Raw genomic sequence first — 22,440 nt, forward strand, 5'->3', positions numbered from 1 at the left:
CATCACGATTGACGACGATAAGTTTGTTCTCGTCTTTTGGCAGTCCTGCCTGATCGTTCCATTGATCCGTCGCCGCGCCCGTCGCGGCTACGCAACGCCGCTGTGGCTTACGTCCGGCGGCGCGCATGGGATAGTTGTGCGTGCTGCCCGGGCTTGGCATCGCATGTGAGAGGGGATTGCGGGGTTGGACGAATTCTACGCCATAACGCTGGTGGCAACCGCCCTTGTCCTGCTGGCCGCCTTCTCCAGCCTGATCGCATTCCGCTTCGGGGCACCCCTGCTGCTGCTCTTCCTCGTCATCGGCCTTCTGACCGGCGTGGACGGGCTCGGCATCGAATTCTCCAACAACAGGCTCGCCTACGTGCTCGGCTCGATCGCCCTTGCGATCATCCTCTTCGATTCGGGGTTCGGCACACCGCTGCAGTCCTTCAAGCTGTCTGCGGTGCCGTCGCTGACGCTTGCGACCGTCGGCGTCCTCCTGACCGCAATGCTGTTCGGCGTCGCCGCCCATCTGCTGCTCGGCTTCTCCTTCATGGAGGGACTGCTGCTCGGTTCCATCGTCGCATCGACGGATGCGGCCGCCGTCTTCTTCCTCCTGCGCATCGGCGGTATCAACATTCGCGACAAGGTTCGCTCGACGCTCGAGGTCGAGTCCGGCACCAACGACCCGATGGCAATCTTCCTCACCATGGCGCTGGTGCAACTGCTGTCCACCGGCAAGGGCTATTCCGGTTTCGACATGGAACTCGTCCGGCTGTTCATCGAGGAAATGGGGCTGGGCCTTGCGCTCGGCCTGATCGGCGGCGCCATCATCGTCTTCGTCCTCAAGCGTCTGTCGGTCGAGCGCGGCCTTGCTCCGATCTTCATGCTGGCGCTGGCGCTGCTGGTCTTTTCCTACACCGGCGCAGTCGGCGGCAGCGGCTTTCTCGCCGTCTATGTCGCCGGCATCTATGCCGGCAGCCAGAAGATCCCGGCGCGCGCCTCGATCACCCGTTTCCAGGATGGCCTGACCTGGCTTGCCCAGATCGTCATGTTCCTCGTTCTCGGCCTGCTTGCCACCCCCTCGCAGTTTCCTGCGATCCTGCTGCCGGCCATCCTGCTCGGCCTCTTCCTGGTTTTCGTGGCCCGTCCCCTCGCGGTCTGGATCTGCCTGCTGCCCTATGACTACACCCAGCGCGAGACCGGCTTCATTGCCTGGGTCGGCTTGCGCGGCGCGGTCTCCATCCTCCTTGCCATCCTGCCTATTCTCGGCAATCTCGAGGACGGGCAGCTCTATTTCAACACCGCCTTCATCGTTGTGATGATCTCTCTGGTGATGCAGGGCTGGACCATCAAACCCGTCGCCCGCCGGCTCGGCCTCATTATCCCGCCGCGCATCGGCGCCATCGACAAACTCGAACTCGACCTGCCGGGCGCCGCCCATCATGAACTTCTGGCCTACCGCGTGGTGGCGGACAGTCCCGTTCTGCGCGGCGAGCGCATTCCGCGCTGGGCCGCTCCCTCGCTGGTCATCCGCGACGGCAAGTCCATGCGCTACCAGTATGCCGGGCGCCTGCGCGAAAACGATCAGGTCTATCTCTTCATCGCCCCCGGCTACTCCAGGCTGCTGGACCGCCTGTTTGCCAGCAAGGCCCCGGTGGCCGAGGACGACAGCGAGTTCTTCGGCACCTTCGCGATTTCGCCTTCAACCCGCGTCGAGGATCTCGACCGCGCCTATGGCCCGTTGCTGGTCACCGAGGCCGAGCGGCAGAAAACCGTCGCCGAACTCATAGCGCAGCGTCTGGGCGGCAGCGGCGATTATGCCGACCGCGTCCGCCTCGGCACTATCGTGCTGATCGTGCGCGACATCGATGAATCGGGACATATTGCCTCGGTCGGCGTTTCGCTCGAACCCGTCGCTCCGGCGACCAACCTTCCTATCTTCTTGAATATCCGTGAACTGGCCCATGCGCTGCGAGACTATCTGCGCAAGAAACGTGCGGAACGCGCCATGGCGGCCCAGGGAGAAAATAATAAGTGATCGCCTTGCGTCGCCAGACAAGCGATGTAAAGGTCCGGCCCGTCAGCCCAGTTAACAGCAAAACGACGGGTATTATCATGCCGGCTTTCAAGACTCTCGACGATCTCACCGATATCGCGGGCAAGCGCGTTCTTGTCCGTGTCGACCTCAATGTTCCTGTCACCGACGGCAAGGTCAGTGACACGACCCGCATCGAGCGCGTTGCTCCGACGATCAAGGAACTGTCGGAAAAGGGCGCCAAGGTCATCCTGCTTGCCCATTTCGGCCGCCCGAAGGGTGAGCCTGTCGCCGACCAGTCCCTTTCGCTGATCGCTCCCGCCGTCGAGGAAGTGCTCGACCAGAAGGTCGCCTTCGCCGCCGACTGCATCGGCCCGGTCGCGGCAGACGCCATCGCCAGGATGGAAAACGGCGATATTCTGCTCCTGGAAAACACCCGCTTCCACAAGGGCGAAGAAAAGAACACGCCGGAGTTCACCGCCGAACTCGCAAAGAATGGCGATATCTTCGTCAACGACGCCTTCTCGGCCGCCCACCGTGCCCACGCCTCCACTGAGGGCCTCGCCCACCACATGCCCGCCTATGCCGGCCGCACCATGCAGGCCGAACTCGAGGCGCTGGAAAAGGGCCTCGGCAATCCGGCGCGACCGGTCGTCGCCATCGTCGGCGGCGCCAAGGTGTCCACCAAGATCGACCTCCTCTCCAACTTGGTGAAGAAGGTCGACGCGCTGGTGATCGGCGGCGGCATGGCCAACACCTTCCTCGCCGCCCAGGGCATCGATGTCGGCAAGTCGCTCTGCGAACATGACCTTGCCGAGACCGCGAAACAGATCCTCGCCACCGCCAAGGATGCCGGCTGCGCCATCGTGCTGCCGGAAGACGGTGTCGTCGCCCGCGAGTTCAAGGCAGGCGCCGACAACGAAACGGTCGACATCAAGGCCATCCCGGCCGACGCCATGGTGCTCGATGTCGGCCCGAAGTCTGTCGCGGCGATCAATGACTGGATCTCCAAGGCGTCGACCCTGGTCTGGAACGGTCCGCTCGGCGCCTTCGAAATCGCCCCCTTCGATGCAGCCACGGTTTCGGCCGCAAAACACGCTGCCGAAGAGACCCGCGCCGGCAAGCTCGTCTCCGTCGCAGGCGGTGGAGATACAGTTTCGGCGCTCAACCACGCAGGCGTGGCCGACGATTTCAGCTACGTCTCGACGGCAGGCGGCGCTTTCCTCGAATGGATGGAAGGCAAGGAACTGCCCGGCGTGGCGGTTCTCTCCTCCTCCAAATAAGCGCATTGTCGCAGGCGGCAGATTTTTGAATCTGCCGCCATTAACTTTAAGTATTTTTTATTGAATTTTAAAACGATTGAAGTGATTTCAATCGTTTCAATAGGTTAGGCTGCCATTTTCCTGTCGTAGAAGTTCTGTTATCGCCGATGTCATCTTGGTTTTGAGAGGCTGAGAAGACCGAACGTCTCGTAGAGAACGATCCGGTGATTGACCTCGGCATTGCCGATCGGTCGTCAAATCACAGAACTTACGCGCGCGCGTGATGCGCCATTTTTAGGGATAGGAGTGAAGTATGGTGGACGCGAAGATGTTGAACAAGATCAGCTCGGCGCCTGGTTTCATTGCGGCGCTGGATCAGAGCGGCGGTTCAACTCCCGGAGCTTTGCGTCTCTACGGCATTGCCGAAACCGAATACCAGGGTGACGAGGAAATGTTCCGCCTGATGCACGCCATGCGCGTCCGCATCATGAGCGCGCCCGCCTTTTCGGGCGACAAGGTTATCGGCGCCATCCTGTTCGAGCGGACCATGGACGGCGACGTCGACGGTCAGGCCGTTCCCTCCTATCTCTGGGAAAAGCGCGGCGTTGTGCCCTTTCTCAAGGTCGACAAGGGTCTTGGCGCCGAAGAAAACGGCGTTCAGCTGATGAAGCCGATGCCGGATCTGGACGCGCTTCTGATCCGCGGCCGCGAAAAGGGAATTTTCGGCACCAAGATGCGCTCGGTCATCGCCCATGCCGACAAGGCCGGTATTGCCGCCGTCGTCAAGCAGCAGTTCGAGGTGGCCCGCCAGATCATCGGCCAGGGCCTCGTCCCGATCGTCGAGCCTGAAGTTTCCATCAAGAGCCCGACAAAGAGCGAGGCCGAAGCCATTCTGCGCGACGAGATCGCCGGCCAGCTCGACAAGCTTCCCGCAGGCGAAAGCGTCATGCTGAAGGTCACGATCCCGACGGTTGACGATTTCTACGCTCCTCTGGTCGCCCACAAGTCGGTCGTCCGGGTCGTCGCCCTTTCCGGCGGCTACAGCCGCGCCGATGCCTGCGAAAAGCTGAGCCGGAACCACGGCATGATCGCGAGCTTCTCGCGCGCCCTGACGGAGAACCTGCGCGTCACCATGACCGACTCCGAGTTCAATTCGAGCCTGGCCGAGACGATCGAAGAGATCTACGCAGCAAGCGTGAACAAGGCCTGATCGGCGCGTTTACCAAAGATCTTCGGAGCCCTGCCGCAAGGCGGGGCTTCTTCGTTCTTGCATGGTAACGCTTGCCACCCCGGACGGAAAAACTATAATCGACACCGCTGAGGACGACCTCTCCCTATAATGGGCATTTGACCGGGACGACCCGAAATACCCTCTACGGGAGACAAAAATGCGCTCGACCAGCGACCGAATCCGTCACGCCATCAGCTTCGAAGTCATCGCCCTCGGCATCATTACCCCGCTTGGCGCCTGGGTCTATTCCCTTCCGTTGCACGATATCGGCGTCATCAGCGTCGGCAGTGCGACCATCGCGATGCTGTGGAACTACGTCTACAATCTCGGCTTCGACCACGCCATGCAACACCTGGCCGGCGGCACGGCCAAGACTGTCGCGATCCGCATTCTGCATGCGGCCCTGTTCGAGGCGGGCTTGCTCCTCGTACTCGCCCCCTTGATCGCCTGGTATCTGGTTGTGAGCCTCTGGCATGCCGTGGTGATGGACGTCTCCTTCTCGCTCTTCTACATGGTCTATGCCTTCGTCTTTAACTGGGCCTACGACCGTATCTTCCCCATTCCGCAATGGCGGTACTGGGACCAGGCGGCCGGCTGAAACAAAGTGCTGAAACCTCGGGAGATAATCATGCGTTCCATCCCCTTCGTCACCGTCGATGTGTTCACGGACACGCGTTTCGCCGGCAATCCGCTGGCCGTCATTCCCGATGCACGCGACCTGACGGACCGGGAGATGCAGCAGATCGCCACCGAATTCGGCTATTCGGAAAGCACCTTCGTCCTGCCGCCCCGCGATGAGACCGATACCGCCGAGGTCCGGATCTTCACGCCCACCACGGAAATTCCCTTCGCCGGTCATCCGAATGTCGGCACCGCCTTCGTGCTCGGCCGGCAGGGCGTCGTCTTCGGCAGGCCCGCCGGCTCTGTCATGCGTTTCGAGGAGAAGGCCGGCCTGGTCGAGGTCGCGCTGGTGAAGACCGGGGCGAATGTGACCGGCGCAACCATTCGTGCGCCGGGTCCTCTCGTCGTCGGTTCCAGCGTCGAGGCGGCAGCACTTGCCCCTTGCGTCTCGCTGCACCCCTCGGACATCGCCACTGCCAGCCATCTGCCGAGCTTCGTTTCCGTCGGCCTCAAGTTCATCGTCGCCGAAGTCACAAGCCTCGACGCCTTGGGCCGGGCGGTACCGAATATCGACGCAGTCAGGGCGCTGAAACAGGCTTTTCCGCATGAGAAAAGCGATTGCTCCACCTTCCTTTACACCCACGCCGGCAAGGATCACATCCGCGCCCGCATGTTCGCGCCACTGGACAATGTCCCGGAAGATCCGGCTACCGGCAGCGCTTCCGCCGCCCTCGGCGCCTATCTGGCCATGCTGTCCAACGCAACGGGCCGGCGGCACCTGCTTATCGAACAGGGTGTCGAAATGGGCCGCCGCAGCCTGATCCGTCTCGATATCGAAAGCCGGGAAGGCGTCCTGAAAAACGTCCGGGTCACCGGCGGCTGCGTCGAGGTCATGCGCGGCGCGATTTCCCTCTGACGGCCCTTAAGGCCGGATCAGCAGCGTCACCGACCAGATCACGAAGGCGATCACCGCAATCTTCCAGAAATCCGCGCGGCGGCGCAGACCGGGGAGGCCCAGCGGCTTGATGACCTGGATCGCCATGGCAAGCATCAGAAGGACGGCGATCAGCTTGTTCACCACGCTCGATAAACCTTTCGTGCAGCCGAATCCGGCACGGTCACAACGGCGACACTTTTGCCCGCCAGAAATTTCTGTCGCAAGCACTATATCGTTCAGATATCGCTAGGGACCTTGCGCTAGACTGCGATGTTACAGATCCTTCCTTCAATCCATAAAGCATAACCGACCGACAGAGACGCCATGCGACGAAATCTCCTGCCTGTCATGGCCCTTCTCATGGGCACCCTCTTCCTCTTTCTCGGCAATGGCCTGCACGGTCTGCTGCTGCCTGTGCGCGGCGCGGAGGAAGGCTATTCCAACGAGATCCTCGGGTTTCTCGGAACCTCCTGGGCGACGGGCTTCGTGCTCGGCTGCTTCATCGCACCCAAGCTGGTCATGCGGGTCGGCCATGTCAGGGCCTTCTCGGCTTTCGTTTCTCTGATTTCGCTGATCGCGCTGCTGACCGGCATCGTCGTCGACGACTATTGGTGGGTGGCCCTGCGCGCCATCACCGGCTTCTCTACGGCCGGCACCTCGATGATTATCGAAAGCTGGTTGAACGAGCGCGCGACCAACGAGACGCGCGGAACGATCTTCTCCTTCTACATCTCCATTACGCTGATCGGTGTCGTCGGCGGTCAGATGCTGGTCGGCGTCTTCGATCCGTCGACCACCATCCTGTTCATGATCTGCGGCATGCTCTATTGCGTGGCCGTGCTGCCGACCACCATGTCGACAGCCGCAAGCCCCCAGCCGCTCAAATCCGTCAGCCTCGATCTGCCGACGCTCTACCGCAACTCCCCGGTCTCCTTTGTCGGCATCCTGCTGATCGGCATCGCCAACGGTGCATATGGCACGCTGGGAGCCGTGTTCGGCGCCCGCGCCGGCCTGTCGCCGAGCGTCATCGCGATCATGCTGTCGATCACCATCTTTCTCGGCGCGATCATGCAGTTTCCCTCCGGCAAGGCGTCGGACAGGACGGACCGCCGCTATGTACTCGCCGCCCTGTCCGCCATGGCGGCGCTGGCGGCACTGGTGCTCGTCGTGTTTCGCCCGGCAGATCCGGTGATGATGATCGTCTTCGTCGCCTTTTATGGCGCAGCCGCAAACGCGCTCTATCCCATCGCCGTCGCTCATGCCAACGACTTCGCCACGACCGACGATTTCGTGAAAGTGTCCGGCGGCCTGCTGCTGCTCTACGGTATCGGCACCATTATCGGCCCGACCATCGGCGGTCCGGTTATGACTCAGCTCGGCCCCTATGCGCTGTTCGCGGTTACGGCCACGGCCCATGTCCTGCTCACCGCCTACGCTATCTACCGCAGCCGCCTGCGCGCGGCGATTCCGGCTGCCGATCGCGAAAACGTCCCGAACATTCCGGTGACCGCCTCGCCGATGAGCACGCCGGAAAGCCTGACGCTCGATCCCCGCGCCGCACCGCTGCAGGAACCGCATGAGACCGGCGGCAATCCGCCGCCGAAGGAGGCAAACCCATGACATTCGACGAGGAACGCCCCAGGAAACCCGTGATCCACGAGATCGGCAGCGACCTTTCCAGCGTTTCCGCAGAGGAACTGCGCGCCCGAATCGCAGCCCTGCTGGAGGAGATCGCGCGGATCGAGGCGGAGATCGCCCGCAAGGACGCCGGCAAGCGCGCAGCCGACAGCTTCTTTCGACCTAAAGTATAATACTGCGTATTTTGCCTCTATTTTGTACCGAACCGGGAAATTTCAGAGCTTCAACTTGGAATTAACCTTTCGTTAAGCCTTTTGCGCGAATGTAATTCCATCCAGTTCTTCTGGATTCAGGCCATTTCTCCACGTGGCGAATTCGTCTGATTTTTCTCCCTGTTTTACCTTGAGAGCCGCTTTTGCGGCTCTTCTTTTCCGTTGCGCCCGGTTTCCGCAAAATTGTGGGAATTAACCCTTCTTTAAGAAACGGCTTGCGCGTTTGCGGTATTGGTAGCATCGTAGCGTCATGAAAGACGGCGGGAACAAGTAAGTTACACCTCCGTTCATGATAAAAAGTGATGCGTAAAACAGGGGTGAATCGATGTCTGAACTCGGATTGAATACCGTGAGCTTTGCGGGCCGTGCTGCCGCATCGTCTCAGTTCAAGGCGACCTATGCCGAAGGCATGGGACTTGTCGAAGAAACCGCCGCCTATCTGGATGGCCCCGGTCGCGCCGCCGCAAAGGTTCTGCCGCGCATGGCGTCCGTCCTCTACGCTGCCGAATCCATGCGCCTCACCACCCGCCTGATGCAGATGGCCTCCTGGCTGCTGCTGCAGCGCGCCGTCAACAACGGCGAGATGAGCCGCGAACAGGTCTTGTCTGAAAAGAGCAAGGTGCGTCTTGACGGCTTCAACGTCGATCGCAATGCGCCGGGCTGGAACGACCTGCCGGAATCCTTCCGCGACCTGGTCGAGCGCTCGCTTCGCCTGCAGAACCGCATCGCCCTGCTCGACCGCGAAATCTATCGCCCGTCGGATGCGACGATCGTGCCGGACAACGAAAACAGCGTCCAGGCCCAGCTTGATCTTCTGCGCACGGCATTCAGCACCAACTGACAACCGATCCACCGCAGCGAATACTTGCCCGGCATGCTCACCGCATCGCCGGGTTTTTCTTGTTTTGCCGCCTGGCGGACATAAAAAAAGCCCGGACGAACCGGGCCTTTCGAAACGATCTTGAAGCGTCGATCAGAGACCGAGGCCGCCGAAACGCTTGTTGAACTTCGAAACGCGACCGCCACGGTCCATGAGCTGCTGGTTGCCGCCCGTCCATGCCGGATGCGACTTCGGGTCGATTTCGAGGTTCATGACAGCGCCTTCCGAACCCCAGGTCGAACGGGTTTCGTATTCGGTGCCATCGGTCATGACCACTTTGATGGTGTGGTAGTCGGGATGGATGTCAGCCTTCATAACTTTCTTCCTGCTGTGCCGGAGGTCCATTTGACGCAATTGCGCCTTGCGGTCCTATTCAATAAATGAAGCCGCAGTCCGATCAGGCCACGGCTTCCCAATTCGATGGGGTGCCTATACATGAAGGGCGCGAGGATAACAAGAGCCATGGCGCTAAAGCGCTCTCGCGCGCATTGGTGGAGAAGAGTGAAGTGTCAGCAATCGACGAAACCGAAGCAAAGAAGCGCCGTTCGCTAAAACCGCTGGCGCAGTTTCTGCCCTATCTCGCGCGCCACCGTTCGCTGGTCGTCGGTGCAATCTTCTTTCTCTGCCTTGCCGCAGCAACCATGCTCGCGCTCCCGCTTGCCGTTCGCCGCATGGTCGACCACGGCTTCAACGCTGCCGATAGCGGCTTCATCAACAACTATTTCGGCATGCTGATGATTATGGCCATGGTGCTGGCAGTGGCAAGCGGCATGCGATACTACTACGTCATCACCATCGGTGAGCGCATCGTCTCCGACCTGCGCCGGCAGGTCTTCGCCCATGTCGCGACGCTTTCCCCTGCTTTCTTCGACGTCAACCAATCCGGTGAGATCGTCTCGCGCCTGACGGCGGATACCACGCAGATCAAGGCCGCGGTCGGCTCCACCGCCTCCCAGGCGTTGCGCAACTCCATCCTTTGTCTCGGCGCGATGGGCATGATGATCTACACGAGCCCGCGGCTCTCCGTGCTGGTGCTCATCGCGATCCCGATCATTGTCTTCCCGCTGGTCGCTTTCGGCCGCTCCGTGCGCAAGCGCTCCCGCGCCGCGCTGGACCGCCTCGCCAGCGCCTCCTCTTTCGCGGCCGAAACCATCGGAGCGGCACGCACGGTGCAGGCCTTCAATGCAGAGAAAGCAGCAACGGCGCGCTATGCACAGACGGTCGAGGACGCCTATGAGGCCGCTCGCGCCGCCATCAAGTCGCGCGCGCTTTTGACCGGCATCGCCATCTCGCTGGTTTTCGGCAGCGTCGTCGCCGTTCTCTGGTTCGGCGCGCAAAGCGTGCTTGCCGGAACCCTGTCGGCCGGCACGCTCGGCCAGTTCCTCCTCTATTCCGTGATCGCCGCAGGATCGATGGGCACGCTCTCGGAGATCTGGGGCGAACTCTCGCAAGCCTCCGGCGCGGCCGAGCGTCTGACCGAACTGCTGCAGGAACGCTCCGCCATCACCGCACCGACCGCCCCGCTCCCCCTACCCCAGCCGCCGCTCGGCCAGGTCACCTTCGAGGATGTGCACTTCGCCTATCCCTCGCATCCCGGAAAATCGGCGCTCAAGGGCCTGTCCTTCAAGGTGGAAGCGGGCGAGACGGTCGCCATCGTCGGCCCCTCCGGCGCCGGCAAGAGCACGGTCTTCTCGCTGCTTCTGCGCTTCTACGATCCGGCACGCGGCATCGTCCGTCTCGACGGGCTCGACCTTCGCGACGTCGATCCCCATGCTCTGCGCGACCGCATGGCCATCGTGCCGCAGGACGTCACGATTTTTGCCACCTCGATCCACGAGAACATCGCCTTCGGCTCGCCGCAGGCGACCCGGGAGATGGTGGAGGCGGCGGCGGAGGCAGCGCAGGCGAGCGAATTCATCAGGCGTCTCGAGTGCGGTTTCGAGACCGAGGTCGGCGAACGCGGCATCATGCTCTCCGGCGGCCAGCGCCAGCGGATCGCGATTGCCCGCGCCCTGCTGCGCAATGCCCCGGTCCTTCTCCTCGACGAGGCAACATCTGCGCTGGATGCCGAAAGCGAGACGCTTGTGCAAAAGGCTCTCGACGGGCTGATGCGGAATCGGACCACCATCGTCATCGCCCACCGCCTCGCAACCGTTCTCAAGGCCGACCGCATCCTGGTTCTCGATGACGGGCGGATTGTCGAGCAAGGCACCCACCAGAGCCTGATCCAGCAGGGCGGTCTCTATGCCAAGCTCGCCCGGCTCCAGTTCGAAAGCGGCGCCGCAGACTTCATGGCAGCCGCCAAATAGCACTACGCGCCGACCGAGCGGCCGGCGATCCGTCCGGAAAACAGGCAGCCTCCGAGGAACGTGCCTTCCAGCGCGCTGTAGCCATGCACGCCGCCACCGCCGAAACCGGCGACCTCGCCAGCTGCAAAGAGCCCTGGCACCGGCCTGTTGGTCTTGTCCAGAACACGCGCCGAAAGATCGGTGTGCAGCCCGCCCAGTGTCTTGCGCGTCAGAATGTGAAGACGCACGCCGATCAGCGGTCCGGCGTCGGGATCGAGCAGGCGATGCGGCTTCGCGGTCCGCATAAGCCGATCGCCCAGGAAGCGGCGGGCGCCGCGGATGGCCGTCACCTGCGCGTCCTTGCCAAATCCGTTGTCGATCTGTCTGTCGCGTGCCTCGATCTGCGCCCGGATGTGATGAATGCCGAGGCGATGTTCGCCGCTGAGTTCGTTCATCCCGGCCACCAGATCCTCAAGCGTATCGCGCACGACGAAATCCTCGCCCTTGTCCATGAAGGCCTGGACCGGTCCGGGCGGGTTGCGACCGAGACGCTTGAGCAGGAGCCGGATATTCTTGCCCGTCAGGTCCGGATTCTGCTCGGACCCGGAAAGCGCGAATTCACGCTTGATGATCGCCTTGTTGAGGATGAACCAACTGTAATCGTCCCCTCGCGCCCGGATCGCCTTCAGCGTCGCCAGCGTATCGAAGCCGGGCAGCGCTGGCGCATCGAACCGATTACCATCGGCATCGCACCAGAAGGACGAGGGACCCGGCAGGATGCGGATGCCGTGGTTCGGCCAGATCGGGTCGAAGTTGCGCAGTCCTTCGGTGTAATGCCACATCCGGTCGCCGTTGATGACCTCGCCACCCACAGCTTGCGCAATCGCGATCATCCGGCCATCGACATATTGCGGGACACCCGCCACCATGGATTTCGGTGCAGGGCCAAGGCGCGCGACCGGCCAATTCTTGCGCACCAGATCGTGGTTGCCGCCAATACCGCCGGAAGCGACGATGACCGCTCCCGCGGCAATCTCGAATTCGCTCTCCGGAAAGCGTGAGGTCGCAGCCCCACGCGGCGCTCCGTCCGCGGCGAGCACGGTGCCGCGCGCGCCGGCAACCACGCCGTTGGTGACGACAAGCTGATCCACCTGATGGCGGAAGCGAAAGAACAGGAGCCCCTTTCCCTCGGCCTCCCGCACGCGGCGAATGAACGGCGCCAGAACCGCCGGACCGGTTCCCCAGGTGATGTGAAAGCGAGGAACCGAGTTTCCGTGTCCATCCGCGCGCGATCCTCCACGTTCAGCCCAGCCGACCACCGGAAACCAGCGCATGCCCTGCTGATGCAGCCAGGCGCGCTTCTCCCCGGCGGCAAAGTCCAGATAGGCATCCGCCCATTGGCGCGGCCAATAATCCTCCGGACGGTCAAAACCAGCCGAGCCCAGCCAGTCCTGCCGCGCCAGGTCGATAGTGTCGCGAATACCCATGCGACGCTGCTCGGGACTGTCGATGAAGAAAAGCCCGCCCAGCGACCAGAAGGCCTGTCCGCCGAGATTCTGTTCTCCCTCCTGATCAATCACGCAAACCCTGAGACCGCGATCCGCCGCCTCCGCCGCTGCCACAAGACCGGCAAGTCCGGCTCCGATCACCAGTACGTCGCAATCCATCCGCGCAATCCTCCCCGATCGCCTCGATGAATTTACCTTTACGGGCACGTAAGGAGTTGCACAACCTGTGAACTTTAGGGGCACCCCATCGGGGCATGCGAGCTTCAGGCATTGCTCAATTTTTCGGAAGTGACCGGAAGGAGCCGCAAGGCCCGATCCTGGCCGCCATCATGAAAGCAAATCGCGTCGGCGGAGCGCTCAGCGCTCGGTCAGCTTCAGTTCGATACGGCGATTCTGCGCGCGCGCCTCGGGACTGTCGCCTTCGGCAATCGGCTGGTATTCGCCGAAACCAGCCGCCACCAAGCGGTCAGACGGCACGCCCTTGGAGATCAGATATTTGACCACCGAAATGGCGCGGGCGGCGGAAAGCTCCCAGTTGTCGGCGTAACGGCCCGCACCCGTCAGCGGCACATTGTCGGTATGACCGTCGACCCGCAGCACCCAGTTGATCTCCGCCGGAATCTCACGGGCAAGATCGAGCAGGGCGGTCGCGAGCTTCGCCATCTCGACCTCGCCTTCCAGGTTGAGTTCATTGCTGCCCGAGGAGAAAAGAACTTCCGACTGGAAGACGAAACGATCACCGACGATGCGAATGTTCTCACGATCGGAAAGAATCTCGCGCAACCGGCCGAAGAAGTCGGAGCGATAGCGGTTGAGTTCCTGAACCCGCTGGGCGAGTGCAACGTTCAGGCGGCGGCCAAGATCGGCGATCTTGGCCTGGGACGCCTGATCCTTGGCTTCGGATGCCTGCAGCGCCTCCTCGACGGCGGCGATCTGCGCCCTGAGGGCTGCGATCTGCTGGTTGAGCAGTTCGATCTGGCTCATCGCCCGCTCGCTGACCTGCTTTTCCTCAAGGAGTTCCTGGGTAAGCCGGCCAACCTTCTGGTTGGCGACGTCGGAAGCGCCGGCGCCGCTGGCCAGCAATTGCTGCAGCCGGGTGCGCTCGCTCTCGGAGGCGGACAGCGACGATTGCAGCGAAGCAAGCGTGTCCTCGAGATCCTGCTTGCCGCTCTTCTCGAGCGCAAGCAGCTGGGTAAGTTCCGCGATCTGGCTGTTCAGCCGGTTGAGCACTTCGTCACGGCCGGAAATCTCGCGGCTGAGAATGAACTGCGCAACCACGAAAACCGTGAGCAGGAACATGATTGCCAGAAGCAGCGTCGACAACGCATCGACGAAGCCCGGCCAGTAATCGACGCCCCGTTCGCGGCGGCGGTTGCGGGCGAGCGCCATGTTACTTGCCCCCGCCGATCTTCTCGTTCAATTTGTCGAGGGTCTTGCGCATGGCCCGCGCCTCATCCTGCTGCGCCTCGATCCAGTCGCGCAGCATCTGCTGCTCGTTGCGCATGTTCTTGACGAGGCCCTGTATGCCCTCGGCCAGACCGGCAATGGCGGAAAGCGATTTGTCACTCTCGACGACGCCCTCCCGGTCGGCGATCCTAGCGAGCTGGTCGATCAGCCGCGCCAGTTCCTCTGACTGCGGCACGCCGCCGTTTTCGAAAGGAGTGACCATATCGGAATCGACATCGGTCACCGAGGAAAGCCAGTTTTCCAGCTCCGTATAGAAGCGGTTCTGCGCGCGCCCGGCCTGCAGATCGAGAAAGCCGAGAATGAGCGAGCCGGAAAGACCGAGCAGCGACGACGAGAACGCGGTGCCCATGCCGGCCAGCGGGGCGGTAAGGCCGCTCTTCAACGCCTGAAGAACGTCGTTGCTATCGCCGGAACCTGCAGGATCGAGCGACTGGATCACGGAACTGATCGAACCGATGGTGCCGAGCAGGCCCCAGAAGGTGCCGAGCAGGCCGAGGAAGACAAGCAGCCCGATCAGGTAACGGGAGGTATCGCGCGACTCGTCGAGGCGGGTTGCGATCGAATCGAGAATCGACCGCAACGCCGTCGTCGAAATCGCCACCGAGCGGCGACGGCCGATCAGGGCGCGCATCGGCGCAAGCAGCCTCGGCTCGCGTCCGGCCTTCTCGATCCCGCCTGCGGCGCGGAACGAGTTGAACCAGCGCACCTCCGGCCTGAGCGCAAGGACATGATTGAAGACGAGGATGATGCCGATTGCCAGAACGCCGAGAATAAGGCTGTTCAGGCCCGGATTGGTGACGAAGGCGGCATGGGCCTGCCGGTAGAGAATGGCGGCGATGAAACCGACGATGATGAGGAAAATCACCATGGTGGTGAAGAATGGCATCGGGCTGGACAGCTTGTGGCCGTCGTCCCCTGCCCCGGTTTCGGCCGCTTCCAGGTCCGCCAGCTTCACTTTCGCCATGTCTTCCTCAGCCTCCGGGAATCTCGCAACGCGAAGCTAGCGGAAGATTGAGACGAATTGAAGCCGCGCGGACGGCGAAGGCACAGATCAGTTCTTCGGCACCGGACGGCCGAGAACCTCGATCAGTTCCTTGCGGATATATTCGTTGCCGGCCACCACAGTACCGGTGTGGAACATTTCCGTGCCGCCATGCATGTCGCTGACGAAACCGCCGGCTTCGCGGATCATCAGCAGGCCGGCCGCCATGTCCCAGGGAGAAAGTCCGGCTTCCCAGAAGCCGTCGAGCCGGCCCGCGGCGACATAGGCAAGGTCGAGCGCGGCAGCGCCCATGCGGCGAACGCCTGCCGCCTCACCCATGACATGGCGCAGTTCGACGAGGAACTTGCCGTGCGCGCCGCGGCCGAGATGCGGAATGCCGCAGCCGATGACACTGTCGGACAGAACCTTGCGCGCAGCCACACGGATGCGGCGGTCGTTGAGGAAGGCTCCGCCGCCCTTTTCGGCGGTGTAGAGTTCGTCGGTCGCGGGATTGAAAATGACACCGGCGACGAGTTCGTCATTGCGCTCGAGCGCGATAGAGACGGCGAACTGCGGAATGCCGTGCAGGAAGTTGGTGGTGCCGTCGAGCGGATCGACGATCCAACGATGCGCGCCATCGGTTCCCTTGATCTCCTCGCTTTCCTCGCCGAGGAAGCCGTAGGTTGGGCGAGCCTTCATCAATTCGTCGCGCACGAGCTTTTCGGCCTTCAGGTCGGCCTGCGAAACGAAATCGCCCGGCCCCTTCACGGAAACCTGCAGGTTCTGCACCTCGCCGAAGTCGCGCGCCAGGGATTTGCCTGCCTTGAGGGCAGCCTGAACCATGACATTGAGAAGAGCTGAACGGGCCATTGATCGATATCCTTGAAAAGCGGCGTGGCGCCGGATGACGGCGGCAGGAGCGCGCGATTGCTCGCGGCGGCAGTTGGGGCGGTTCAAGACCACAATTGCGGCCAAAATTCAAGGGGCTTGGGCCAAGGGACCGGAAGAAGCGCTTCAGACCGCCGCCTGCAGTCGCTCGGCGGCAAGACCGGCGCCGACGGCGAGGAGCGTGGCGAGGAAGACGTGAACGGCGAAGCCGCGCTGACCGAAGGCGAAGGCATAGGCTGCCTTGGCGACCATGTTGGTCACCACGGCGATACCGATCGCACGGGCCGCCAGCGCCATATCGAGAGACGGAAGCATGCCCGCGACCGTCACCGCGACGGCATCCACATCGGCAAGGGCTGAAATAGCCGAGGCGGCAAGAAGACCGGCATTGCCGAAATGGGCGGTCGCCGCCCGGGCCAGAAACGCGACCGCCGTCAGCAGCGCCGCCATTTTAGCGACGGCCGTCAATTCGAAAGGATTGCCGAGCGACCGCTCGCCCGAGGCACCTTGTTGCCGGCGGGCAAGCAGGAAGGCGTAGACGCTCATCACGGCGGTCGAAAGCCCGAGTGGAACCAGAAGTTGGGGCAGGACGGAGGATGCGAGAGCGCCGATCAGGAAGACGGTCCGCAAAAGCGAGACTGCGCCCGCGGCAACCGCGCCCGCCGCCAGCGATGTGACGCCCCTGCCGTCGTGCCCGGCGACCTCCCGGCTCCGTCTTGCGAATTCGACAGTGGTACCGGTCGAGGAAACCAGGCCGCCGATTGCGCCGCCGACGAGATCGCCGCGCGAGGCGCCGAGTGTGCGGACAGCGATGTAGCCGACGAAGGAGATCGAGGCGAGCGTAATTGCCAGCAGCACGAGGCTGCGAGGCACGACACCGCCATAGGGCCCGACAGGATCGGAAGGGATGACCGGCAAAAGCACGAAGGTCATCGTCAGCAGGATGATCGCGGAGCGCAGTTCGACCCACCGCATCTGCCGGATCGCGCCATGCAGGAATTCACGCCCGGCAAGGAGCGCTGCAAGCGCGGCGCCGCCGGCGGATGCCAGCACCATGTCGCCCGTGACCGCAAGCGCCCCGAGGCCATAGGTCAGGATGGCGACGATGACCGAGGTTACGCTATAGGACTGCTGGGCGATTGCCTCGCGCAGCTCGAAGATCGCCATGACGATGGCAATCACCACCAGGAAGCCGACAATGACCGCGCCCGGATAGGAGGCGCCGGCGCCGAGGCTGCGTTCCAGAAGGCCGGCGACGCCGCCGGCCATGCCGATCATTGTAAAGGTACGGATGCCCGCCGTCCGGGCGCCTTCCGGTTCGTCACGCTCCCGCCAGTGCCGCTCGACACCGACGGCGGCCCCGATGGCGATCGCCAGCCCCAGCCGCTCGAAGAGCTCGACATTGTCCACCTCTGCCTCCCCCGCCCTCTGGAGCGCGATTATCCCCGGCGGAATTTGTTCGCCGCGTCGATGGCCTTCTTCTGCTCCTCATCGGTCAGGCCCAGATAGAAGTCCTCGAGCGCGGGGTCCTTCAGGCCGGCGCGCCTGGAAAGAACATACCACTTTGCGGCCTCGATCGGGTCCGGTTTCGTGCCGAGCGCGTTGATGTAGAGATGCGACAGCCGGTTCTGCGCCACCGCATTGCCGCGTTTAGCCGCAATCGACAGCCAGCGGAAACCCTTCTCGTAATCGCGTGGCCCGCCGACGCCGTTGACCAGCCAGATGCCCATGTCGAGCTGAGCCGTGTCGAAGCCGGCCCGCGCCGCGCGGGCAAGCCATTCGCGCGCCTTGCTCTTCTTTTCTTCCGGCAGGTCCTTCATCACGCTGTAGATCTGCGCAACCGCATATTGGGCGTCGGCGACGCCCTGTTCGGCCGCCTTCTCGTAATAGGGCAAGGCAAGTGTCAGTCCCCGCACGCCGGGATTGTCGGCAACGAGAAGCTGGGCCCAGTTGAACTGCGCCGAACTGTTGCCCGCATCGGCGGCCTTGCGCATATATTCGTCGGCCTTGGCCTTGTCGCGGGGAACGTCCCGGCCCTCCATCAGAAGCAGCGCATACTTGAACATGGCAGCGGGATCGCCGCCGGCCGCCGCCTGACCGTACCAGAAGGCGGCCCCCTTGGTGTCCTTCTTGACGCCGAGACCGCGCGCCATCAGCTCCGCCAGCAATGTCTGCGCAGCCGGATCGCCGAGTTGCGCTCGCGGCAGGGCCTTGTCGATGGCAGTCGTGAACAGGCCGCGCTGATAGGCGCCATAGGCCTCGTCGACCGGTCCCTTATATTCCTTTTCTGCCGGAGCATCCGGCAGCGGCGCGCCCATGCGGGCAAAGATGTTGATGCCCTGCGGATCGTCTTCCGCTTCCGCCTTCCCGTCTTCCGCGGCTCCGTCCTTTTTATCCCCGGTCGTTTCCGCCTCCGTCGACGGTCTCGGACCGCGGTCGAGAGCTCCCGCATCGGACGGCGTGAGCGGCCTCATCGTCGGCTGATCCCCGGCTTGCTGCGCGACGGCGGCAACCGGCAGGCCGGCGGAACCCGCTACAAGCATGGCGAAAAGGACAGGAAGGCGAAGAAGACGAGTGCGCATATCGCGTATCAATCTTCAAACCGTGGCGCTTTTTCGTCAAGCTCCGCATTGATCCGGGCAATGACCGCCGCCGCCTGCGCCGGATCGGAAAAAACCGCGTCCCGCAAGGCCACGAACTCGACGCCGGTCTCCGCTACGGCGATGGCTGAAGCCGGATCGCTCCCACCCATCACGATGCAGGGAATCGCAATCATCGACGACCACCATTCGCCGAGCGCAAGGTTCTTCGAATGCGCCTCCGGCTTGATATCGCCGTCGAGACGGCCGAAGAACACATAGTCGGGCTGCACCTCGCCGATCTCCAGCGCGTGATGGCGGTCCATCGCATTGCCGCCGCCGACGATCATTTTCGGAACGTGTTTCTCCACGGCTTCCGCAAGCGCCTCGGCATTGCCGGTAACGTGAAGGCCGTCTGCCTTCGCCCGGCCCGCGACGCGGCTGTTGTCGGCGATCAGCGCCGCCGCGCCGGCATCCTGGATCACGGGAACGAGCAGTTCGGCATGACGCTGGAAGGCCGCATCGTCGAGCCCGTATTGCGGCACGATCACCGAGGCGACGTCGCCGCCCTTCAGCGCATCACCGACGATCCGCGCCTTCTCCTCGCCATCGGCGATATCGGGAGCGATCAGGACGAGACGGCAGCGGTTTTCGGGCATGGTCATGGAGCGATCCGTTCCGGGAGAACGTGCCCCACTGGCAGCCCCTCCCTCGTTTTGTTCAAGCAAATCCGATAGACGGGTCTAGCAGAAGGATCAACAGAAACAAAGGATACCGGGTATCGTCTTTAACGTCCTCCCCGGTATTGGCCCCTTTTCCCGCCGCCCTCCGCGACCCATGACCGCAGGTTGCAGCCCATTGGTTTACTTGCCGCGCACGGCCGATTGACGTAACCTGCCGGGCATGTCGACCACAGACCCCTTTGCCGCGATTGCCGATCCGAACAGGCGCCACCTGCTCGAGGAACTGCGGCGCGCGCCGAAAACCGTCAGCGATCTCGCAAACGGCCTGCCGATCAGCCGGCCCGCCGTTTCCCAGCACCTGAAGGCGCTGCTCGACTGCGAACTGGTCTGCGTGACCTCCGAGGGCACGAAACGCATCTATTCGGTCAACCGGCACGGCTTCGACAAGCTCAACCTCTGGCTCGACCAGTTCTGGTCCTGACCTGTCGCGGAGACACGTCCCCGCCTCCGATAAAATCCCATTCAAAAAACAAGAACCCCGGAAATCGGCCTGATTTCCGGGGTTCTGCTTGGGAGTTGGCTGCTTACTCTACACATCGGGCGGGACCTGCTCTTCATGGCGATCCCCGGCCGGCGCAGCCTTTCGATCTTTAATGTCGGGTCGACGCTCTCAGGCGTTCCATTTCGTCCTTGATACGCAACTTGAGTCGCTTCAGCTCGGCAATGTGATGGTCGTTCTTGGAGGGAGAGACAAGAGCGTCATGGAGCTTCTCCTCAAGCGCGCCATGCTTCTTTTCCAGCGATTCAAGATGAGCCTGTATGGTCATTTGATGCGTCCTTCCTTTCGCCTACTTCCAGCCCTCTATCGCTGGAGTTTCAGGCTTTGCAAAAGTAATGTGACACGAACAATGCGGCTTGTCGAAGGCGAAATCGTCATTTCGGCACTGCAAAAACGCAGAAAAGGATAACTTCCCGTTACCGGTATTTGATGATAGGAGCTTGCGGGAATCTTCGGTGCGCCTCACAAACGAAGGCGTAAAGAGCGAGAGTGGGGACAGGACAATGCCCGATCAGGAACAGGCCGATATCCGGCTGGCGCTGGCGCGGCTCCGGCAGGAGCACGAGGATTATGATGCCGCCATCAACGCGATGATCGAGACGGGTTGCGAGGCCCTGCGCATCCAGCGCATGAAGAAGAAGAAGCTGGCCATCAAGGACAAGATGACCAAGCTGGAAGACCAGATCATTCCCGACATTATCGCGTGAACAGCCTGCAAGGAGCCCCGATGCCCGAAGAGCGCCCGCCTGTCGCCATCATCATGGGAAGCCAGTCAGACTGGGAGACCATGAAGAATGCCGCCGATACGCTCGAGATCCTCGGCGTCGACTATGAGGCCCGCATCATTTCCGCGCATCGTACGCCCGACCGGCTGTTCGCCTTCGCCAAGGGCGCGCGCGACGAAGGCTTTAAGGTCATCATTGCGGGCGCCGGCGGCGCGGCCCATCTTCCCGGCATGACGGCCGCCATGACGCCCCTTCCTGTTTTCGGCGTGCCGGTCCAGTCCAGAGCGCTGTCCGGCCAGGACAGCCTGCTGTCGATCGTGCAAATGCCAGCCGGAATTCCGGTCGGAACGCTTGCCATCGGCAAGGCCGGCGCGGTCAACGCCGCCCTTCTGGCGGCCTCCGTTCTCGCCCTCTACGACGACGACCTCGCCGAGCGTCTCGACGAATGGCGCGAGCGCCAGACCAATTCCGTTGCAGAATATCCCCTGGACGATACGCCATGACCGCAAGGACGATCGGCATCATCGGCGGCGGCCAGCTCGGTCGCATGCTCGCCATGGCCGCGGCGCGCCTCAACTTTCGCACCGTGATCCTTGAACCGCAGGCCGACTGTCCGGCAGCCCAGATGGCCAACAGCCAGATCGCCGCCGCCTATAACGATCCGGTCGCGCTCGCGGAACTCGCGGCCGCCTGCGATATCGTTACTTACGAATTCGAAAACGTTCCCGTCGAGGCCGCCGAAACCCTCGCGCGCAACGTGCCCGTCTTCCCGCCGCCCAAGGCGCTGGAGGTGGCACAGGATCGCCTGACGGAAAAGCGCTTCCTCAACGGATGCGGCATTCCGACTGCCCGTTTCCACGCCGTCGACAGCCAGGAGCAGTTGGAAGCGGCCCTCGCCGATTTCGCCGGCGCCGGCGTGCTGAAGACCCGCCGCCTCGGCTATGACGGCAAGGGACAGCGCGTATTCCGCTCGTCCGCAGACAGCCCGGCTGGCGCCTTCGCCGACCTCGGCGGCGTTCCCCTGATCCTCGAAAGCTTCGTACCCTTCGAGCGCGAGATTTCCATTATCGCCGCGCGTGGCACCGATGGCGCGGTCGCCTGTTACGATCCGGCCGAGAACGTGCACCGCAACGGCATTCTGGACACCTCTACCCTGCCCGCCCGAATCGGCACTGCAACGGCGGACGCGGCGCGCGATGCCGCCCACCGGCTGCTTGCCGCCCTCGATTATGTCGGCGTCGTCGGCATCGAGTTCTTCGTGCTAGCGGACGGCAGCCTGATTGCCAATGAAATCGCCCCGCGCGTCCACAATTCCGGCCACTGGACGGAAGCGGCCTGCGTTGTCTCCCAGTTCGAGCAGCATATCCGGGCGATTGCCTCGCTTCCCCTCGGCAGCCCCGCCCGCCATTCCGATTGCGTGATGACCAACCTCATCGGTGACGACATCGACCAGGTGCCGGCATGGCTCGCCAAACCCGACGTGCTCGTCCACCTTTACGGCAAGACGGAAGCCCGTGCCGGAAGAAAGATGGGGCATGTTACGGAATTGACGCCGATCGGGCCTTGAAGAATCGGCAAAATTGCCGGTATCTGGCGCGGAAAGCCGGGGAACCGGTTGACACGAGGGGTCTGGTCGGAGTATTTGCCACCAACCCTTTAGGAGCGCGCCCCGCGGCGCGCTTTTGATTGTTTGAGACAGCGGGTGAATGTGACATTCCCCGGCAACAGTTGCGGACCAGGAAAATGAAGATCAAGAACTCGCTGAAAGCGCTCAAGGCCCGTCATCGCGACAACCGTCTGGTTCGCCGCAAGGGCCGCGTATACATCATCAACAAGCAGAACCCGCGCTTCAAGGCTCGTCAGGGCTGAGGCATACCATCGCCCTCGGGCGATGGCGGATTTGCAGATCGTTTCCGGCGCTTTCGCCGGAGACTGTTGATAGCAAAGATTTGAATATGAAAGC

The 22,440-nt window shown here is 62.6% G+C and carries 24 protein-coding genes; 14 read left to right on the top strand and 10 right to left on the bottom strand.

What is annotated here, in order from left to right; translation table 11 throughout:
• Positions 1 to 184 precede the first annotated feature (184 nt).
• The 5 genes from ACLBKR_RS13095 (at position 185) to ACLBKR_RS13115 (ending at position 6,047) form a co-directional block, all read left to right on the top strand.
• Positions 185 to 2,020, top strand: coding sequence for a potassium/proton antiporter (locus ACLBKR_RS13095; protein WP_113340663.1), 1,836 nt, complete (start codon positions 185 to 187; stop codon positions 2,018 to 2,020).
• A gap of 77 nt (positions 2,021 to 2,097) precedes the next feature.
• Positions 2,098 to 3,300 (top strand): phosphoglycerate kinase, encoded by a 1,203-nt coding sequence (locus ACLBKR_RS13100; RefSeq protein WP_113466512.1) that lies wholly within the window; start codon positions 2,098 to 2,100, stop codon positions 3,298 to 3,300.
• 292 nt (positions 3,301 to 3,592) lie between these two features.
• Positions 3,593 to 4,489 carry a fructose bisphosphate aldolase gene (locus ACLBKR_RS13105; RefSeq protein ID WP_112828669.1) on the top strand — a complete coding sequence of 299 codons (897 nt, stop codon included), beginning with the start codon at positions 3,593 to 3,595 and terminating at the stop codon, positions 4,487 to 4,489.
• A 178-nt stretch (positions 4,490 to 4,667) separates the two neighbouring features.
• Complete coding sequence (locus ACLBKR_RS13110) at positions 4,668 to 5,108, top strand: PACE efflux transporter (protein ID WP_113487465.1); 441 nt, start codon at positions 4,668 to 4,670, stop codon at positions 5,106 to 5,108.
• A 30-nt stretch (positions 5,109 to 5,138) separates the two neighbouring features.
• Complete coding sequence (locus ACLBKR_RS13115) at positions 5,139 to 6,047, top strand: PhzF family phenazine biosynthesis protein (protein ID WP_113447619.1); 909 nt, start codon at positions 5,139 to 5,141, stop codon at positions 6,045 to 6,047.
• Positions 6,048 to 6,053: 6 nt separating this feature from the next.
• Here the strand turns inward: ACLBKR_RS13115 and ACLBKR_RS13120 are convergent, their stop codons facing one another.
• The gene (locus ACLBKR_RS13120; protein ID WP_162708209.1) at positions 6,054 to 6,212 is read right to left on the bottom strand and encodes a hypothetical protein; all 159 of its coding nucleotides are present in this window, start codon (positions 6,210 to 6,212) and stop codon (positions 6,054 to 6,056) included.
• Between the two features lie 180 nt (positions 6,213 to 6,392).
• Between ACLBKR_RS13120 and ACLBKR_RS13125 the strand changes: the two genes are divergently transcribed.
• The 3 genes from ACLBKR_RS13125 to ACLBKR_RS13135 all read left to right on the top strand — a co-directional run bounded on the left by ACLBKR_RS13125 (position 6,393) and on the right by ACLBKR_RS13135 (position 8,759).
• Positions 6,393 to 7,688: an MFS transporter gene (locus tag ACLBKR_RS13125; protein WP_112828672.1), complete on the top strand. Its 1,296-nt coding sequence runs from the start codon at positions 6,393 to 6,395 to the stop codon at positions 7,686 to 7,688.
• Complete coding sequence (locus ACLBKR_RS13130) at positions 7,685 to 7,879, top strand: DUF1192 domain-containing protein (RefSeq protein WP_112828673.1); 195 nt, start codon at positions 7,685 to 7,687, stop codon at positions 7,877 to 7,879. The genes ACLBKR_RS13125 and ACLBKR_RS13130 overlap by 4 nt, the downstream gene beginning before the upstream one ends.
• Before the next feature lie 364 nt (positions 7,880 to 8,243).
• Positions 8,244 to 8,759 (top strand): DUF1465 family protein, encoded by a 516-nt coding sequence (locus tag ACLBKR_RS13135; protein WP_112828674.1) that lies wholly within the window; start codon positions 8,244 to 8,246, stop codon positions 8,757 to 8,759.
• A gap of 132 nt (positions 8,760 to 8,891) precedes the next feature.
• On the opposite strand, the gene rpmE is transcribed toward ACLBKR_RS13135, so the two are convergent.
• Complete coding sequence (gene rpmE / locus ACLBKR_RS13140; RefSeq protein ID WP_003497640.1) at positions 8,892 to 9,113, bottom strand: 50S ribosomal protein L31; 222 nt, start codon at positions 9,111 to 9,113, stop codon at positions 8,892 to 8,894.
• A 65-nt stretch (positions 9,114 to 9,178) separates the two neighbouring features.
• On the opposite strand from rpmE, the gene ACLBKR_RS13145 reads away from it, so the two are divergent.
• Positions 9,179 to 11,107: an ABC transporter transmembrane domain-containing protein gene (locus ACLBKR_RS13145; protein WP_414899413.1), complete on the top strand. Its 1,929-nt coding sequence runs from the start codon at positions 9,179 to 9,181 to the stop codon at positions 11,105 to 11,107.
• 2 nt (positions 11,108 to 11,109) lie between these two features.
• Here the strand turns inward: ACLBKR_RS13145 and ACLBKR_RS13150 are convergent, their stop codons facing one another.
• The 7 genes from ACLBKR_RS13150 to ACLBKR_RS13180 all read right to left on the bottom strand — a co-directional run bounded on the left by ACLBKR_RS13150 (position 11,110) and on the right by ACLBKR_RS13180 (position 19,175).
• Entirely contained in the window at positions 11,110 to 12,753 is a 1,644-nt protein-coding gene (locus ACLBKR_RS13150; protein ID WP_113487467.1) for an FAD-binding dehydrogenase, read from the bottom strand.
• A gap of 198 nt (positions 12,754 to 12,951) precedes the next feature.
• Positions 12,952 to 13,983, bottom strand: coding sequence for a peptidoglycan -binding protein (locus ACLBKR_RS13155; RefSeq protein WP_113447622.1), 1,032 nt, complete (start codon positions 13,981 to 13,983; stop codon positions 12,952 to 12,954).
• A 1-nt stretch (position 13,984) separates the two neighbouring features.
• Entirely contained in the window at positions 13,985 to 15,025 is a 1,041-nt protein-coding gene (locus ACLBKR_RS13160) for a flagellar motor protein MotA (RefSeq protein WP_113447623.1), read from the bottom strand.
• An 87-nt stretch (positions 15,026 to 15,112) separates the two neighbouring features.
• On the bottom strand, positions 15,113 to 15,913 hold the full coding sequence (locus ACLBKR_RS13165; RefSeq protein ID WP_112828679.1) for an inositol monophosphatase family protein: 801 nt from the start codon (positions 15,911 to 15,913) through the stop codon (positions 15,113 to 15,115).
• Between the two features lie 144 nt (positions 15,914 to 16,057).
• On the bottom strand, positions 16,058 to 17,341 hold the full coding sequence (locus ACLBKR_RS13170; protein WP_414899414.1) for an MgtC/SapB family protein: 1,284 nt from the start codon (positions 17,339 to 17,341) through the stop codon (positions 16,058 to 16,060).
• A gap of 29 nt (positions 17,342 to 17,370) precedes the next feature.
• Positions 17,371 to 18,513 carry a tetratricopeptide repeat protein gene (locus ACLBKR_RS13175; RefSeq protein ID WP_414899415.1) on the bottom strand — a complete coding sequence of 381 codons (1,143 nt, stop codon included), beginning with the start codon at positions 18,511 to 18,513 and terminating at the stop codon, positions 17,371 to 17,373.
• Between the two features lie 8 nt (positions 18,514 to 18,521).
• Positions 18,522 to 19,175: a thiamine phosphate synthase gene (locus tag ACLBKR_RS13180; RefSeq protein ID WP_113424512.1), complete on the bottom strand. Its 654-nt coding sequence runs from the start codon at positions 19,173 to 19,175 to the stop codon at positions 18,522 to 18,524.
• Positions 19,176 to 19,413: 238 nt separating this feature from the next.
• Here ACLBKR_RS13180 and ACLBKR_RS13185 point away from each other — a divergent pair, with 238 nt between their 5' ends.
• Positions 19,414 to 19,674, top strand: coding sequence for a metalloregulator ArsR/SmtB family transcription factor (locus tag ACLBKR_RS13185; RefSeq protein ID WP_113424511.1), 261 nt, complete (start codon positions 19,414 to 19,416; stop codon positions 19,672 to 19,674).
• A 169-nt stretch (positions 19,675 to 19,843) separates the two neighbouring features.
• Here ACLBKR_RS13185 and ACLBKR_RS13190 read toward each other — a convergent pair whose 3' ends face one another.
• Positions 19,844 to 20,020: a YdcH family protein gene (locus tag ACLBKR_RS13190; protein ID WP_112828683.1), complete on the bottom strand. Its 177-nt coding sequence runs from the start codon at positions 20,018 to 20,020 to the stop codon at positions 19,844 to 19,846.
• Between the two features lie 235 nt (positions 20,021 to 20,255).
• On the opposite strand from ACLBKR_RS13190, the gene ACLBKR_RS13195 reads away from it, so the two are divergent.
• The 4 genes from ACLBKR_RS13195 (at position 20,256) to ykgO (ending at position 22,346) form a co-directional block, all read left to right on the top strand.
• On the top strand, positions 20,256 to 20,459 hold the full coding sequence (locus ACLBKR_RS13195) for a YdcH family protein (RefSeq protein ID WP_112828684.1): 204 nt from the start codon (positions 20,256 to 20,258) through the stop codon (positions 20,457 to 20,459).
• A 20-nt stretch (positions 20,460 to 20,479) separates the two neighbouring features.
• Positions 20,480 to 20,980, top strand: a complete 501-nt coding sequence (gene purE, locus ACLBKR_RS13200; RefSeq protein ID WP_112828685.1) for a 5-(carboxyamino)imidazole ribonucleotide mutase — start codon at positions 20,480 to 20,482, stop codon at positions 20,978 to 20,980.
• Entirely contained in the window at positions 20,977 to 22,044 is a 1,068-nt protein-coding gene (locus ACLBKR_RS13205; RefSeq protein WP_113437124.1) for a 5-(carboxyamino)imidazole ribonucleotide synthase, read from the top strand. Before purE ends, ACLBKR_RS13205 begins: the two co-directional genes overlap by 4 nt.
• Positions 22,045 to 22,220: 176 nt before the next feature.
• Positions 22,221 to 22,346 (top strand): type B 50S ribosomal protein L36, encoded by a 126-nt coding sequence (ykgO, locus tag ACLBKR_RS13210; RefSeq protein ID WP_003497670.1) that lies wholly within the window; start codon positions 22,221 to 22,223, stop codon positions 22,344 to 22,346.
• The last annotated feature ends 94 nt before the right edge of the window (positions 22,347 to 22,440 follow it).

The organism is Paenirhizobium cremeum, from assembly GCF_047553425.1.
Lineage (GTDB): Bacteria > Pseudomonadota > Alphaproteobacteria > Rhizobiales > Rhizobiaceae > Allorhizobium > Allorhizobium cremeum.